The sequence below is a fragment of the Paenibacillus sp. cl130 genome (assembly GCF_900116035.1).
Lineage (GTDB): Bacteria > Bacillota > Bacilli > Paenibacillales > Paenibacillaceae > Paenibacillus > Paenibacillus polymyxa_B.
Genome location: NZ_FOYG01000007.1, coordinates 72080 through 87050, shown reverse-complemented (window position 1 = coordinate 87050; position 14971 = coordinate 72080). Strand labels below are relative to the sequence as shown.

At 46.0% G+C, this 14971-nt stretch carries 14 protein-coding genes; all 14 read left to right on the top strand.

The features are described 5' to 3' along the window. The first annotated feature begins 139 nt into the window (after positions 1 to 139). On the top strand, positions 140 to 3814 hold the full coding sequence (locus BM358_RS18905; protein WP_028542274.1) for a nitrate reductase subunit alpha: 3675 nt from the start codon (positions 140 to 142) through the stop codon (positions 3812 to 3814). Beyond that, on the top strand, positions 3804 to 5381 hold the full coding sequence (narH, locus tag BM358_RS18900; protein ID WP_028542275.1) for a nitrate reductase subunit beta: 1578 nt from the start codon (positions 3804 to 3806) through the stop codon (positions 5379 to 5381). Before BM358_RS18905 ends, narH begins: the two co-directional genes overlap by 11 nt. Then, positions 5374 to 5940 (top strand): nitrate reductase molybdenum cofactor assembly chaperone, encoded by a 567-nt coding sequence (gene narJ, locus BM358_RS18895; protein WP_028542276.1) that lies wholly within the window; start codon positions 5374 to 5376, stop codon positions 5938 to 5940. The genes narH and narJ overlap by 8 nt, the downstream gene beginning before the upstream one ends. After that, positions 5940 to 6623, top strand: a complete 684-nt coding sequence (gene narI, locus BM358_RS18890; protein WP_028542277.1) for a respiratory nitrate reductase subunit gamma — start codon at positions 5940 to 5942, stop codon at positions 6621 to 6623. Before narJ ends, narI begins: the two co-directional genes overlap by 1 nt. A 45-nt stretch (positions 6624 to 6668) precedes the next feature. Continuing rightward, complete coding sequence (locus BM358_RS18885) at positions 6669 to 7121, top strand: GAF domain-containing protein (RefSeq protein WP_023989701.1); 453 nt, start codon at positions 6669 to 6671, stop codon at positions 7119 to 7121. Position 7122: 1 nt separating this feature from the next. Continuing rightward, positions 7123 to 8187 carry a PAS domain-containing sensor histidine kinase gene (locus BM358_RS18880; RefSeq protein ID WP_028542278.1) on the top strand — a complete coding sequence of 355 codons (1065 nt, stop codon included), beginning with the start codon at positions 7123 to 7125 and terminating at the stop codon, positions 8185 to 8187. Between the two features lie 7 nt (positions 8188 to 8194). Further along, positions 8195 to 8842 (top strand): response regulator transcription factor, encoded by a 648-nt coding sequence (locus BM358_RS18875; protein ID WP_023989699.1) that lies wholly within the window; start codon positions 8195 to 8197, stop codon positions 8840 to 8842. 22 nt (positions 8843 to 8864) lie between these two features. Continuing rightward, positions 8865 to 9395, top strand: coding sequence for a hemerythrin domain-containing protein (locus BM358_RS18870; RefSeq protein ID WP_023989698.1), 531 nt, complete (start codon positions 8865 to 8867; stop codon positions 9393 to 9395). 166 nt (positions 9396 to 9561) lie between these two features. Then, positions 9562 to 10716: a nitrate/nitrite transporter gene (locus BM358_RS18865; RefSeq protein WP_023989697.1), complete on the top strand. Its 1155-nt coding sequence runs from the start codon at positions 9562 to 9564 to the stop codon at positions 10714 to 10716. Beyond that, entirely contained in the window at positions 10709 to 11728 is a 1020-nt protein-coding gene (locus BM358_RS18860) for a ThiF family adenylyltransferase (RefSeq protein WP_028542279.1), read from the top strand. The genes BM358_RS18865 and BM358_RS18860 overlap by 8 nt, the downstream gene beginning before the upstream one ends. An 85-nt stretch (positions 11729 to 11813) precedes the next feature. Next, positions 11814 to 12257 carry a molybdenum cofactor biosynthesis protein MoaE gene (locus tag BM358_RS18855; RefSeq protein WP_028542280.1) on the top strand — a complete coding sequence of 148 codons (444 nt, stop codon included), beginning with the start codon at positions 11814 to 11816 and terminating at the stop codon, positions 12255 to 12257. Beyond that, positions 12250 to 12483, top strand: coding sequence for a MoaD/ThiS family protein (locus BM358_RS18850; protein WP_028542281.1), 234 nt, complete (start codon positions 12250 to 12252; stop codon positions 12481 to 12483). The genes BM358_RS18855 and BM358_RS18850 overlap by 8 nt, the downstream gene beginning before the upstream one ends. A gap of 37 nt (positions 12484 to 12520) precedes the next feature. After that, positions 12521 to 13537, top strand: coding sequence for a GTP 3',8-cyclase MoaA (gene moaA / locus BM358_RS18845; protein WP_023989693.1), 1017 nt, complete (start codon positions 12521 to 12523; stop codon positions 13535 to 13537). A 586-nt stretch (positions 13538 to 14123) separates the two neighbouring features. Beyond that, positions 14124 to 14957: a BglG family transcription antiterminator LicT gene (gene licT, locus BM358_RS18840; protein ID WP_023989692.1), complete on the top strand. Its 834-nt coding sequence runs from the start codon at positions 14124 to 14126 to the stop codon at positions 14955 to 14957. Positions 14958 to 14971: the final 14 nt, after the last annotated feature.

Below are 14971 nucleotides of genomic sequence, written 5' to 3'. Positions count from 1 at the left end.
GAGGGATTTCCTGTAGCGCTATAGGACATTCCCTAATGGGAACAGAGATGAATGAATTACATAATGAGAGTAAGCGAATGAGTCTTCCCTTGGAACTTGCGTTGGGATGATTCTTTCTAAAAAGGAGTGTTGGTCATCGATGAAAAAGAAATACAACCTCAACTTTTTTAAACCGATCGAAAGCTATTCGGGAAATTGGTCAATCCTTGAGGAAAAAAATAGAGAATGGGAAAACGTGTATCGTCAGCGTTGGTCTCATGACAAAGTGGTTCGGACGACTCACGGAGTGAACTGCACCGGTTCCTGTAGTTGGAAGGTTTTTGTCAAAAACGGCATCATTACCTGGGAAAATCAACAGATCGATTATCCTTCCTGCGGTGTAGATATGCCAGAATTTGAACCGCGCGGATGCCCGCGTGGGGCTACATTTTCCTGGTATGAATACAGTCCATTACGCGTGAAATACCCTTATATGCGCGGTAAGCTGTTGCGGCTTTGGCAGGCAGCCATTCAGGAACATGCCAATCCGGTGGAAGCATGGGCAAGCATTGTGGAAGATCCGGAGAAAGCCAAGCTCTACAAAGCAGCTCGCGGAAAAGGTGGTCATGTCCGTGTCGCTTGGGACGATGTCCTACGCCTGATCTCGGCGCAACTCATCTATACCATTCGTAAGTATGGTCCCGACCGGATCGCGGGCTTTACGCCAATTCCGGCGATGTCAATGATAAGCTACGCTTCAGGAGCCCGATTCATTTCGCTTCTCGGTGGACAGATGTTGAGTTTTTATGACTGGTATGCCGACCTTCCGCCTTCATCTCCTCAAATTTGGGGTGAACAGACGGATGTACCGGAATCTTCTGATTGGTACAATGCGGGTTACCTGATTATGTGGGGATCGAACGTACCGCTTACCCGGACGCCAGACGCTCATTTTATGACGGAAGTACGATATAAGGGAACAAAAGTCGTATCCGTGGCTCCCGACTTGGCGGAGAATGTGAAGTTCGCTGACAACTGGCTTGCACCACATCCGGGTACAGATGCTGCCATAGCCCAGGCTATGACGCATGTTATTTTGGATGAGTTTTACAGAGAGCGCCAAGAACCGATGTTCATTAACTATGCCAAACAATATACAGATATGCCGTTTATGATTCTGCTTGATCCACACGAGGGAGCCTGGAAAGGTGGACGTTTTCTACGGGCGAGTGACCTGGGGGATGCTTCGCCGCATGCGGACTGGAAGCCGGTCATATATGACGAAGCGGCGGGGGAAATGCTGGTCCCGAACGGTACGATGGGACAGCGCTGGGAGCAGGATAAGAAATGGAACCTGATTCTGGAACGGGAAGATGGAACAAAGGTTGAGCCCGCGCTCACTGTGGAAGGTCATGGCGAGCAATGGGAAGAAGTCGTATTCCCTTACTTTGATAACGCCGGTAATGGAACGTTCAAACGTGTAATTCCAGCCAAAAAAGTACGCTTGGCAGATGGCTCGGAACGTTACGTAGCAACCGTGTACGATTTGATGATGAGCCAGTACGGTGTCGCACGCAATGACAGCCCTCATAACGCCAAGAATTATTACGACGAAGCTTCGCATTATACCCCTGCCTGGCAGGAGAAGATCACAGGTGTGAAGGCGTCTGTTGTGGTACAGATTGCTCGGGAATTTGCTCAAAATGCTATCGATACTAAAGGGCGCTCCATGATTATTATGGGTGCGGGTATCAACCACTGGTTCAATAGTGACACGATCTATCGGTCCATCTTGAATCTTGTCGTGTTGACTGCTTCCCAAGGCGTAAACGGTGGAGGCTGGGCGCATTATGTGGGTCAAGAAAAGCTCCGCCCAATCGAAGGCTGGTCAACGATTGCCTTTGCAAAAGACTGGCAAGGGGCAGCTCGACAGCAAAATGCTACATCGTTTTTCTACTTTGCAACAGAGCAGTGGCGTTACGAAGAAAGTGGAACAGACACCTTGAAGTCACCGATTGGCGGGGATGTCAGTTACAGACATCCAGCAGACTACAACGTGCTCGCAGCGCGTCTGGGTTGGCTACCTTCTTATCCACAGTTTAATAAAAACAGTCTACTGTTCGCCGAAGAGGCTGCGCAATTAGGCAAGAAGTCCAACGAGGACATCATTAATCATTCTGTGGAAGAGATTAAATCACGTAAGACACGCTTCGCTGTAGAAGATCCTGGGGCAGCCGAGAACTTCCCGCGTTCACTCTTTGTTTGGCGGTCAAATCTGATTTCCAGTTCGGCGAAGGGGCAAGAGTATTTCATGAAACATTTACTCGGAGCATCTGATGCCCTGCTTGCCCGGCCGAATGAAGAACAGAAACCTGAGGAAATCGTCTGGAGAGAAGATGTAGAAGGAAAGCTTGATTTGATGGTTGCACTTGATTTCCGGATGACAACAACTCCATTGTACGCGGACATCGTGCTTCCGGCGGCAACCTGGTACGAAAAAACAGACTTGTCGTCAACAGACATGCATCCTTTCGTGCATCCATTTAATCCGGCTGTTAACCCTCTGTGGGAATCCCGCGCGGACTGGGATATTTACCGCCAGCTTTCCGAAGTCTTTTCGGATATGGCAAAAGAGTATCTACCAGGAATATATAAAGACCTTGTGACCGCGCCGCTCGCACATGATAGTATAGGCGAAATTTCACAGCCGATGGGTCTTGTAAAGGATTGGACGAAGGGCGAGATTGAAGCGACTCCGGGTAAAACCATGCCGAATTTCAGCATCATCGAACGCGATTATACTAAAATTCACGATAAATTTATCTCACTCGGTCCTAATTTGACTACTGGGAAAGCAGGTGCGCATGGCGTCAGCTTCTCCGTAGCGGACGAATATGAGGAAATGAAAAAGTTGAACGGAGTTTATTACGATGAGTCCATTAAAGATGGGCTGCCCAAAATCCAGACAGCTCGCCAAGTGGCCAATGCAATTCTTCACCTTTCATCCGCGACTAATGGACGGGTGTCGCAAAAGGCTTATGAGCAGGCAGAAGAGCTTCACGGTGTGGAACTCAAAGACATCTCGGCCGATCGGGCAGCGGAAAGGATCACTTTCCAAAGTATCACGGCACAGCCACGGGAAGTTATACCGACACCAGTATTCACTGGATCGAACAAGAAGGGACGCCGCTATTCACCATTTACAACGAATATTGAACGTCTCGTTCCGTTTCGTACTTTGACGGGAAGACAGCATTTCTATATTGATCATGAGATTTTCCAACAATTTGGGGAATCATTGCCGATCTACAAACCGACGCTGCCGCCGATGGTGTTCGGCCCTCGCGACCGGGAAATAAAAGGCGGGCAAGATTCACTTGTGCTTCGTTATCTGACACCGCACGGTAAATGGAATATTCACTCCACCTATCAGGACAACCAGCACATGCTGACACTGTTTCGCGGAGGTCCTACGGTGTGGATCAACAACGAAGACGCAGAGGCACACGATCTGGCCGACAATGATTGGGTAGAGGTATACAACCGTAACGGCGTCGTAACCGCCCGGACTGTTGTCAGCCACCGGATGCCAAGAGGAACGATGTTCATGTACCATGCTCAGGATAAGCACATTCAAGTGCCAGGCTCCGAAATCACGGATACACGCGGCGGTAGTCATAACGCACCGACAAGAATTCATCTCAAACCAACCCAGATGGTCGGTGGATATGCTCAGCTTAGTTATGGATTCAACTATTATGGTCCGATCGGCAACCAGCGTGATGTGTACGTTGCGGTACGTAAAATGAAGGAGGTTAACTGGCTTGAAGATTAAAGCTCAAATTGCCATGGTCATGAACCTGGATAAATGTATTGGCTGTCATACGTGCAGCGTGACATGTAAAACAACCTGGACGAACCGCAAAGGTGCGGAATATATGTGGTTTAACAATGTGGAAACCAAACCCGGTATCGGTTATCCGAAGCGCTGGGAAGACCAGGAATTATATAAAGGTGGCTGGCAGCTCCGCAAAGGGAAACTGGAACTGAAGTCAGGCAACAAGCTGTCCAAGATAGCACTGGGTAAGATTTTTTACAATCCAGACATGCCGGAAATGAAAGATTATTATGAGCCCTGGACTTACAATTACGAGCAACTGACCAACGCCGGAGAACAGAAGCATTCACCTGTGGCACGCGCGCATTCTGCGGTAACAGGTGAAAAAATGGATTTGGAGTGGGGCCCAAACTGGGAAGATGACCTGGCGGGTGCGCATGTAACCGGTCCGCTTGATCCAAATATTCAGAAAATCGAAGAAGAGATTAAATTTAACTTTGAGAAGTCGTTCATGGTGTATCTCCCACGGCTTTGCGAACATTGCCTAAATCCAAGCTGTGTCGCGTCCTGTCCTTCGGGCGCCATGTACAAACGGGACGAGGACGGAATCGTGCTCGTCGATCAGGAAGCCTGCCGCGGCTGGCGGTATTGCATGACGGGCTGTCCATACAAAAAAGTGTACTTTAACTGGCAGACGAACAAAGCGGAAAAATGTACCTTCTGTTTCCCACGTGTGGAAGCTGGCCTGCCGACAGTCTGCTCCGAGACATGTACAGGACGAATTCGCTACCTCGGCGTTATGCTGTATGACGCGGATCGGGTGCTTGAGGCCGCTTCTACGCAGGATGAGAAAGAACTTTACAAAGCGCAGTGCGACCTGTTCATGGATCCAAGTGATCCGGCAGTGATTGCTCAAGCGAGAAAAGACGGTATCTCGGAGGACTGGATTGAAGCAGCCCAGAACTCGCCGGTCTACAAGCTTGCCATTGAGCACAAGCTGGCATTCCCGCTTCATCCGGAATACCGCACATTACCTATGGTCTGGTATGTGCCACCACTTAGTCCGATCATGAATTACTTTGAAGGGAAAGACTCGATTGAGAATCCCGATATGATCTTTCCGGCTATCGAAGAGATGCGTACCCCCATTCAGTACCTTGCCAATATGCTGACGGCGGGCGACACGCAAACCGTGAAGGAATCCTTGCAGCGAATGGCTATGATGCGCTCCTATATGCGTGCCCAGTCCACAGGACAATCTTTCGATGAAAGCCGTCTTGAGCGCATCGGCATGACACCGCGGCAGACCGAGCAGATGTATCGACTTCTGGCGATTGCCAAGTATGAGGATCGTTTCGTCATTCCGACATCGCATAAAGAAGGATATTCGAACCCGTACCGAGCTCAAGGATCTGCTGGTTACGGCGATACCATGGGAAACATGGGTTCAGGCTCTGGATGTGACGGCTGTAGTATGGCAAGTTCGATGGGGATGGAAGAGCCTTTGAAAACGGGCAAAGAAATGTATGAAGAAAACTTCTACGGGGGTATTTGGCGTGATTAATGTAGCGAAGTTGTATGAATGCAAGCCATCATTCGGGTTTTTCGCTCAGCAACTCATGTACCCGGAAAAGCTGGATTTTCATCCGGCTTTTCTGGAAACATCGTTTGATCCGAACCATCCGGCATATACGTATGCGAACACCTACTGGTCCCTTATGCAAGAGTTCAGTATGGAAGAGATTCAGGAAATGTATACAGAAACCTTTGATTTTCAAAAAAATTGTGCACTATATATGACTTACTTTAAATTCGAAGATGCAAAAGAACGGGGACAAATGTTGGTCAAGTTAAAGGTGCTATACGAGATGTATGGTCTTGAAATGCCAGATGGAGAGCTGCCAGATTACCTGCCGCTCATGTGTGAATTTCTGTATGCCGCCGAATGGTCGCAAGATCCGAAGACGACAGAAAACTTCCGCATGCCAATCGCGATCTTGGAAGACGGCACATATCATTTGCTTAAAGCGCTGGAAAAAATGGAAAGCCCGTATTTTCATTTGGTGAAGGGACTGCGTGAAACGCTTAAAGTTTGCGTAGAACAGGAGGCAGCCGCGCAATGATGATGCTAGAGCAGTTTTTATGGGTTATTTTCCCTTATATGTGCGTGGTGGTCTTTATTGTAGGGCATATTTTCCGCTATAGAAACGACCAGTTCAATTGGACAGCAAAATCAAGTGAGTTTATTGAAAAAAAACAATTGATGATCGGAAGTCTCTTATTCCACCTGGGTATTATCCCAGTTATTATGGGTCATGTATCCGGTTTGGGCATACCAAAAACCTGGATGCATGCACTGGGTGTAAACGATCATCTGTATCATATTGGAGCAGTTTATGTTGGTGGAATATTTGGAGCGATGACATTCCTCGGTATGTTGATTCTTACCTCTCGTCGTTTTACAATGCGCAATGTGCGCCGTTTAAGTACAGCGTCTGATTTGATTGTAAACGTATTGCTTTTGGCCATTGTATGCATGGGGATGTTCGCGACTCTCGTAACGAATGCGGTACAGCCGGAATTCGATTATCGGGAGACGATCTCGATCTGGTTCCGCGGTTTATTCATATTCCGTGTTGACCCGACTCTGATGAGAGACGTACCGATGTCTTTCAGGCTTCATATACTTATGGGCTTTGCGATTTTTGCATTCTGGCCGTTTACCCGGCTTGTACATGTGTGGAGTGTTCCGTTGAATTATGTGCGCAGAAGTTATATCCTTTACAGAAGACATAAATCGAATTAGGAAAGCGGGCTCTGCCTTCTTTCCTAATTCTATTAGGAGAGAGCGATGAATAATAGGATGGATTATCAAAGGGAGCTTGAGCGAATACGCGAACATTTCGGTTATGATTTCATGGCGCTTGCTCTGGTTGAACCGGCCGAATATCAATACGTTATTAAATGGAAAAATGCAGCCGGTAATTTAAATGATCGCTTTAAGCGGATTGTGCTGCAATCCGGTAAGGGCATAGCAGGAATCGTGTTTAAAACCGGGAAATCCGTTTTCATTCCATCTATTTATCAATATGTGGGGGCAGACAACCTGTTTAACTATCCGATCGTTCAATCCGAGAAGCTCAAGAGTCTCGGGGCTGTTCCCCTATGGAATGATGCTCGCGTCGCGGGCGTACTGCTTGGTGGATTTCGGGAAGAACAGCTCATGACCGAAGCCATGATGCGTGATTTGGAAGCCTTGGCACATAGAGGAATTGGAGAGTTGAACGGGAAGGAAGTGATGTGAATTGACATTGTCTTTAGGGACTGGCTCTTTGAGTGCGCTAATGGTGAAGTTGTTTGAGAACAGTACGGAAGCCATTTTCTTTTTTGATAGGCAAGGGAATACCCTAGCCATGAACCCGGCAGCAGAGGAGATTGTGGGCGATGACGTCCTCATTCAACTCTATGAAGGGAAGGAAAGAGCTTTATGTGGAACATGCAGGGGCTATACAAGCGAAACGGAGCCCCGTACCTGCCTTGACTGTTATTTCAATATGCCAGAATCCAAGGATTTCGCTTCTTTTCAGGTGTATCTGGAAACGAAGAGCAACGGAATGGTTCCCTATGCCGCTTCTTTTCACACCATTGATTCTGAACATGGAACACGGGTGTTGATGTTGAGAGACTTGACTCCGCAATTTCAGACGCAGGAAAAATTGTATCAAAACAAAATGATGAAGCATGTCATTGAAGCGCAGGAAAATGAGCGCAAACGGCTTTCCAGGGAACTGCACGACAGTGTGGCCCAGGAATTGATGAGCGCGGTTGTTGAACTACGGGTGTTAAAATACATGACGAATGATGAACAGCTCATCAAAAACATGAAGCAGACTGAAGCATCCATGACGCGATTGCTGGATGATATCCGCAACCTGTCTGTGGAATTACGCCCCGCCACACTTGATGATTTTGGGCTTGAAGCGGCATTTCGTTCCCACTTTAAGAGGGTTGAACAAAGCTTTGGTCTGGTAGTTGAATTTGTGTCGGATCTTTCCCAAAAGCGATATGGAAGTGAAAAGGAAACGGTCATTTACCGTGTCTGCCAGGAGGCTGTTCTCAATGCCTTGAAGTATGCCCAGGTAGATATGGTTAAAGTTTCTTTGACTGAGCACGATCATACACTTCGTTTGACTGTAGAGGACGATGGAATTGGCTTTGAAAAGGGGAGCAAGCCTATTGGAACGGGATTAGGTTTATATGGCATGCAGGAGCGAGCAGAGCTGGTAGGCGGAAGTTTTGGCGTCCTTTCAAATGTTGGTCAGGGAACCAAAGTCTTTTTACAAATTCCGATTGGCCTAGAGGAGGAATAGAGACTTGATCAAAATTGTGTTAGCGGATGACCATGCTATTGTACGAAGCGGATTTTCCATGATTTTGAACTTCCAATCGGATATGGAGGTTGTCGGAACGGCTGCGGATGGCATTGAAGCGTATACGATGGTAGCTAAATATCGTCCGGATATTCTAATCATGGATCTCAGCATGCCCCCAGGCGAAAGTGGATTGATCGCTACAGGCAAAATTAAAGAGGACCACCCTGATACTAAAATTCTGATTCTGACCATGCATGACGATGAAGAATATCTTTTTCATATTTTAAAGAATGGTGCTTCAGGATACGTTTTGAAAAATGCTCCAGATGAGGAGCTATTGCTTGCTATACGAACCATTCATGGGGGTGGGACTTATATCCATCCTAAAATGGCTACTTCTCTCGTTCGTGAGTTCATCAAAAAAGATACGACGTCACAATCAGAAGATCCTTATGAGATCCTGTCCAAGCGGGAGCTGGAGATTCTACCTCTGGTCGCAAAAGGTTACGGTAACAAGGAAGTTGCGGAAAAGCTGTTCATCTCTGTCAAGACGGTGGAAGCGAACAAAGCGAAAATCATGGAAAAATTGAATTTAAGAAGCCGGCCTGAACTGGTCCAATATGCATTAAAGAAAAAAATGCTGGATTTTTAGCCGATGAATGGAGGAAATCCGCGTGCTGGAAAATGAGAAATTGCGCTTTTCCAAACCTGCCATGCGTATTCTTGAAAATGAGCATCGCTATCTAACCTATCTGATGGATGAATGGCATGCCATTGTATTGTGGTTTGAGCAGCACAGAATACTAGATTTGGAAGAAGGCCGCAAGCAACTGGAAAAACTGAGAACGCAGATTATCGATTTTAGGGTACCCCTCAAGAAACATACCGAAAAGGAAGAAGAACACTTCTTTTCTATGCTAGGAACCTACATTGGTTTTGAGCAGGGACCGCTCGTTGGTATACAGGAGGAGCACCGTGAAATAGAGGGCTATATCGATCATTTTCTTTATCAGACGGAGGGCGATCTGAGTTTGCTCACGCTTGATGAGATTCAGGAGGCGACCAAGAACGCGGGAGAGGCGTTCGAAGTCCTGACTGTACATTTTATAAAAGAAGAAGCCGTACTTTTTCCTATGGCAGAGCAACAGATCAATCGGAATGATCTGACCAAGTTATGTGACAAATTAAATACGCTTATCTCTTGAATTGACCAAGCCGCTTCCTATAGAAGCGGCTTTTTATATTTTCAGGGACTCCCCTGTCAGGTAAAGGGGAGTCCCCTATATTCGAATGGATGGGCTAGCGGCTACAATGGGGACAGAAAATTCAAATCAATAATTCGACAGAAAAAACGTTGAAAAGGTGAGTTAAATGATTAGAAAAATGCAGTTGCCGTTACAAACATTGAACTTGATTCTTGGATTCATGGTATGGGTTATCATTTCTTCGCTTATGCCGTTCATTACGGAGGATATTGCTATTCCACCCGGAAAATTGGCCATGGTCACAGCAATTCCGGTCGTGCTTGGTTCGATTCTGCGCATTCCGCTTGGTTATTATGCCAACATCTTCGGAGCAAGAATCGTTTTTCTCGTTAGCTTTATTTTGCTTTTGTTTCCCGTCTACTATATCAGTGAAGCTTCTACGATGATGGATTTAATTATCGGTGGCTTGTTCCTTGGGATTGGGGGAGCTGTGTTCTCGGTTGGGGTGACTTCGCTGCCGAAGTATTATCCAAAGGAAAAGCATGGGTTTGTAAATGGGATGTATGGCATAGGGAATTTGGGAACAGCCGTCACTACCTTCTCGGCCCCTATTGTGGCTACTCAAATTGGCTGGGCCCCTACAGTGAAGCTGTATCTCATTCTGCTGCTTGTTTTTATCGCTTTGAATTTCTTCTTAGGGGACCGTCATGAAGCTAAAGTAAAGACGCCCATTATGGAACAGATCAAAGGGGTTTACAAAAATGAAAAGCTTTGGTTTTTCTCGCTCTTTTATTTTATTACATTTGGCTCATTTGTAGCGTTCACGGTGTACTTGCCGAATTTCTTGGTATCGAATTTTGAGCTGACTAAAGTGGATGCAGGGATGCGTACAGCAGGCTTTATAGCGATTGCCACTTTCTTCCGCCCCATCGGTGGCTGGCTGGCGGATCGGTTTCAGCCCCTGTTCCTGCTGGTAGGCACGTTCTCTGTTTATACGGTCGCTGCGATTCTTTTGGCTTTTTCACCAGGGATTACCCTTTATACAGTAGGCTGCTTGGCGATCGCTGTATGTGCTGGAATGGGGAACGGCGTCATTTTCAAGCTAGTTCCATTTTATTTTAATAAACAGGCAGGTATAGTTAACGGAATTGTATCCATGATGGGCGGTCTCGGTGGCTTTTTCCCTCCGATCTTGTTGTCGACGATTCATGCCGCTACTGGCCAATATTCCATTGGATTCATGCTCCTCTCCCAAGTGGCGCTGGCTAGCCTGATCCTCGTTATATGGCTGTATTATCAAGGGACACAATCTAATGAATGAACGTTATTCCAGACAGATCTTATTTAGACCTATTGGTGGCGAAGGGCAGCGTAATTTATCCGCTGCTGTCGTCACCATTATCGGTTGCGGGGCACTTGGTTCCGCCATTGCCGAAACATTGGTAAGAGCGGGCGTTGGGGAGCTTCATCTTGTCGACAGGGATTATGTGGAGATGTCGAATCTGCAACGTCAGCAGCTGTTCACGGAGCAGGACGCCGCGGAAATGCAGCCTAAGGTCATGGCAGCCGAAAAAAGGCTGAAAGCCATACGAGAAGACGTGCGATTGCACACATATCTCGATAACTTGGATGCCGAGCTTGTTCAAGAACTTGCCAGCAAAAGTATATTGCTGATGGATGCTACGGACAATTTTGAAACTCGTCTGCTTATCAACGATGCTGCACTGAAGGCAGGAATTCCATGGATTTATGGAGCCTGTGTTGGAAGCACAGGCGTTGTTTTTCCATTCGTGCCGGGCGAGTCTGCTTGTTTACGCTGCCTTCTGCCATCGTTGCCTGCGATCAATCAGACCTGCGATACGGCTGGAATCATCTCGCCTGCAGTCCAGGTGACAGCGGCCCTCCAATGTGCAGAAGCCATGAAGTGGCTGAGTGGCAGACATGATAAGATGCGCCGCAAGGTTCATCTATTTGATCTATGGGAGAATACGCAGATGGACATAGGGATTTCCCGCATCCGTAACCAAGACTGTCCAACCTGTGGAGAGCATCCTACGTTTCCTGCACTGACAGCATCACGTCGCTCGGCGTATGCGGCTCTGTGCGGACGGAACGTGGTACAGGTTCTTCCAGACCCACAACGTCCGATCACGCTCGATGATGCAGAGAAAATGGGCAGGCTTATAGCAGATCGTGTAAAAAGAACCCCTTATTTCGTTGAATTTTATGCTTTTAAGCATCGAATGATTTTATTCAAAAACGGAAGGCTTCTCATACACGGGGTACGGAGTGTTGCCAACGGTCAAAAACTATATCATCAGCTGTTCGGTTAAATGAGATGTAGATACAAAAAGCAGAAACATTTAAAAGAGTCTGTCACCGGAGAGTGGCTTGTCCGGTGGCTGGAAGGTGGAAAAGATGAGTGTATTTGAAATCGTAACGGAGCCCATTATCCCGCAGGCTTATGCAGATTATGTCCTAAGGCCGGAAGCAGGAGCGGTGACTATTTTTACAGGGCACGTACGAGAATGGACTCAAGGCGTACGGACCTTATACCTTGCTTATGAGGCCTATGTCCCTATGGCTCAAAAAAAACTCGCAGAGATTGGTCGCGAAATCGAACAGAAATGGGAAGGGACGCGAGTGGCGATCGCGCACCGCATTGGCGAGCTTCAAATCGGTGATATCGCCGTTGTCATTGCCGTTTCTTCCCCTCACCGTTCGGATGCGTATGAGGCGAATGAATACGCGATCGAGCGAATCAAAGAAATAGTTCCTATTTGGAAACGAGAGATTTGGGAAGATGGAACGCAGTGGGTCGGAGATCAAAAGAAAAAGCCAGGGGAGATCAGTCATGATTAAGCTGTACTACTTTGCGGGACTCCGTGAGGTGACGGGAAAAGCAGAAGAATTGGCAGATTTGGCGGGCCAAACGGTAGGCGATTTATCCAGTTGGATAACAGATCAATATCCAGATATGCCGATCAAGTCTGTGCGAATTGCGATAAACGAGGAGTATGCGTTGTCTACGGATGTATTACAGGATGGAGATATTGCAGCTTTCATTCCCCCAGTCAGCGGCGGCTAATGAAAACGATGCTAAACAACTAGAAAGGAGGGGGCGTATGAATTTTCATCCACTGAAAGACAAGTTGCAGCGGCCGATTCGTGACCTGCGTATATCGGTTACAGACCGCTGCAATTTCCGCTGTTCCTATTGCATGCCTAAAGAAATTTTCGGTGACGATTACGCCTTTCTTCCCCAAAATGAATGTCTGTCGTTTGAAGAGATTCACCGGCTGACGAAGCTCTTTGTATCCCTGGGTGTAAAAAAGATCCGACTCACGGGCGGCGAACCATTAATGCGCAGGAATCTACCCGACCTGGTCTCCCAAATCCTGTCCATTGACGGAGTGGAAGATGTCGGCTTGACCACCAACGGTGTGCTGCTAGGACAGCAGGCTAAGCCTCTCTATGACGCGGGGCTACGACGGCTTAATGTCAGTCTGGACGCTCTGGACCCCGAGCTATTTGGGCGGTTGAATGGGCGGGGGATTAAGCCTGATATTATTTTGAAGCAGATCGAATATGCAAGAGAAATCGGCTTTGAAATCAAGGTCAATATGGTAGTTCAAAAAGGCGTTAATGACTCGGAGATTTTGCCGATGGCCGCCTATTTTAAGGAGCAGGGAATAACCCTTCGCTTTATCGAGTTTATGGATGTAGGTAATGACAACGGATGGAGCTTCAAAAAGGTACTAACCAAAAAAGAAATCGTTGAACGACTTAAGAATGCGTACGAGCTGGAGCCGATGGATCAGGATTACTTTGGAGAAGTAGCAAAGCGTTACCGTTATAAAGACAGCGACGCACAGATTGGTTTTATTACTTCGGTTTCTGAATCGTTTTGTTCGTCTTGTACACGTGCCCGCTTATCGTGCGATGGCAAGTTTTATACATGTTTGTTTGCTTCAGGCGGATTTGATCTACGTCAGATGCTTCGTAATGGAGCGAATGACCAGGAATTACTCGATGTGATTACTTCTGTATGGGAGCAACGCACAGACCGGTATTCCGATGAACGTACGGAGCAGACAGCCAACAACAAAAAAAAGATTAACATGTCCTACATTGGCGGCTGACATTTTATACCATGAGAATGTGCTGTATTTGATGTGGTTGCCTCGAAAAAGAAAGCGCAAACATTTTTGTTGGCAAAACTTAAATTCGATGTTATTATGATCTTGGGATTGTTACTGAAAAGGCAAAACCCGAGGCATGGAATTAGATTTCCATGTGTTGGGTTTTGCCTTTTCTTTTTAGAATACAAGCTTTACGATATCCTGCATGATATGAATATATGGCCCAGCCATAACGCAGAAAGGTGAGTGATATAAAGCCTTACAAGTGCTGAACAACAAAGATGATGACGTCGACCAACGAATCGACATCCGAAAAATGATGTCATAGGACGTGGTTAACCGACTATATTCATTTTCAAAACGGAATATCAGATCGGTTTGGAAGCACTCAAGATCATTCAGGGAAAACGTAAGGCTTTGTCTCTTATTATGAATGCGTTTTCATAACACGGAATTGTAAATCAATACATTTGAATTTGATTTATGACGAAGGTTTGATCGGCTATTACCGTCTTGTGACCTATCTGAAATTTCGCCCAGCAACTAAATCCTTTTTTAAATTTGATGGGATAAGGGGGGCAGTTAGATGATCATAACGAAGATATTTAATAACAACGCCATAATAGCCAAAGATCAAAAAAGAGATGAATTTGTTGTTATGGGTCGTGGTATTGCATTCAAAAAGAGTGCAGGTGAACAAGTAGAAGAGCATCTAATTGAAAAGGTCTTTGTGCTTAAACATAAAGATGCTTCAGAGAAATTTAAGTTATTGTTAGAGGATGTTCCATCAGAATATGTTTCGTTATGCTATGACATCATTGAATATGGAAAAAGCATATTAGAAGCACAATTGAGCGATTATATATATGTTTCGCTTACGGATCACATGAACAATGCATTTAAAATGTTTGATGAAGGGTTTAAAAATGCAAATCCATTAATTTGGGAGATTAAAAAATTTTATCCCAAAGAATTTGCGGTTGGATTAAAAGCACTGGAGTTCATTGAAGACGAAACAGGCAAACGATTGTCAGAAGATGAAGCAGGTAATATTGCTCTTCATTTAATAAATGCTCAAGTAAACAGCTCCTACAACAAGGTAGCAGATGTTGCTCAGCAAACTCAAAAAATACACGACATCTTGAATATTATTAAATACTCTTATAATACCACCATAGATGAACGCTCGATCAGTTATGAGCGATTTATTACGCATTTAAGGTTCTTCTTTCAGCGATTAAATAAAAAAGAAAAAGTAGAACTGGAAGACGATTTTTTGTGGAGGCAAGTGAAAGCAAAGTACAAAAAGGCTTATGGCTGCATGCTGAAGATTGAGAAATACTTGGATATGGTATTGTCAGATGAGGAAAAGCTGTATATAACGATTCATATTCAGCGTGTGACCCAAAGAGAAAATTGAATAACACTTGGATT

Coding starts and splice junctions, on each gene's coding strand:
- BM358_RS18850 (WP_028542281.1), top strand. CDS start 12,250: ATGATTAAGCTGTACTACTTTGCGGGACTCCGTGAGGTGACGGGAAAA.
- licT (WP_023989692.1), top strand. CDS start 14,124: ATGATCATAACGAAGATATTTAATAACAACGCCATAATAGCCAAAGAT.
- moaA (WP_023989693.1), top strand. CDS start 12,521: ATGAATTTTCATCCACTGAAAGACAAGTTGCAGCGGCCGATTCGTGAC.
- narI (WP_028542277.1), top strand. CDS start 5,940: ATGATGCTAGAGCAGTTTTTATGGGTTATTTTCCCTTATATGTGCGTG.
- BM358_RS18860 (WP_028542279.1), top strand. CDS start 10,709: ATGAATGAACGTTATTCCAGACAGATCTTATTTAGACCTATTGGTGGC.
- BM358_RS18905 (WP_028542274.1), top strand. CDS start 140: ATGAAAAAGAAATACAACCTCAACTTTTTTAAACCGATCGAAAGCTAT.
- BM358_RS18865 (WP_023989697.1), top strand. CDS start 9,562: ATGATTAGAAAAATGCAGTTGCCGTTACAAACATTGAACTTGATTCTT.
- BM358_RS18855 (WP_028542280.1), top strand. CDS start 11,814: ATGAGTGTATTTGAAATCGTAACGGAGCCCATTATCCCGCAGGCTTAT.
- BM358_RS18885 (WP_023989701.1), top strand. CDS start 6,669: ATGAATAATAGGATGGATTATCAAAGGGAGCTTGAGCGAATACGCGAA.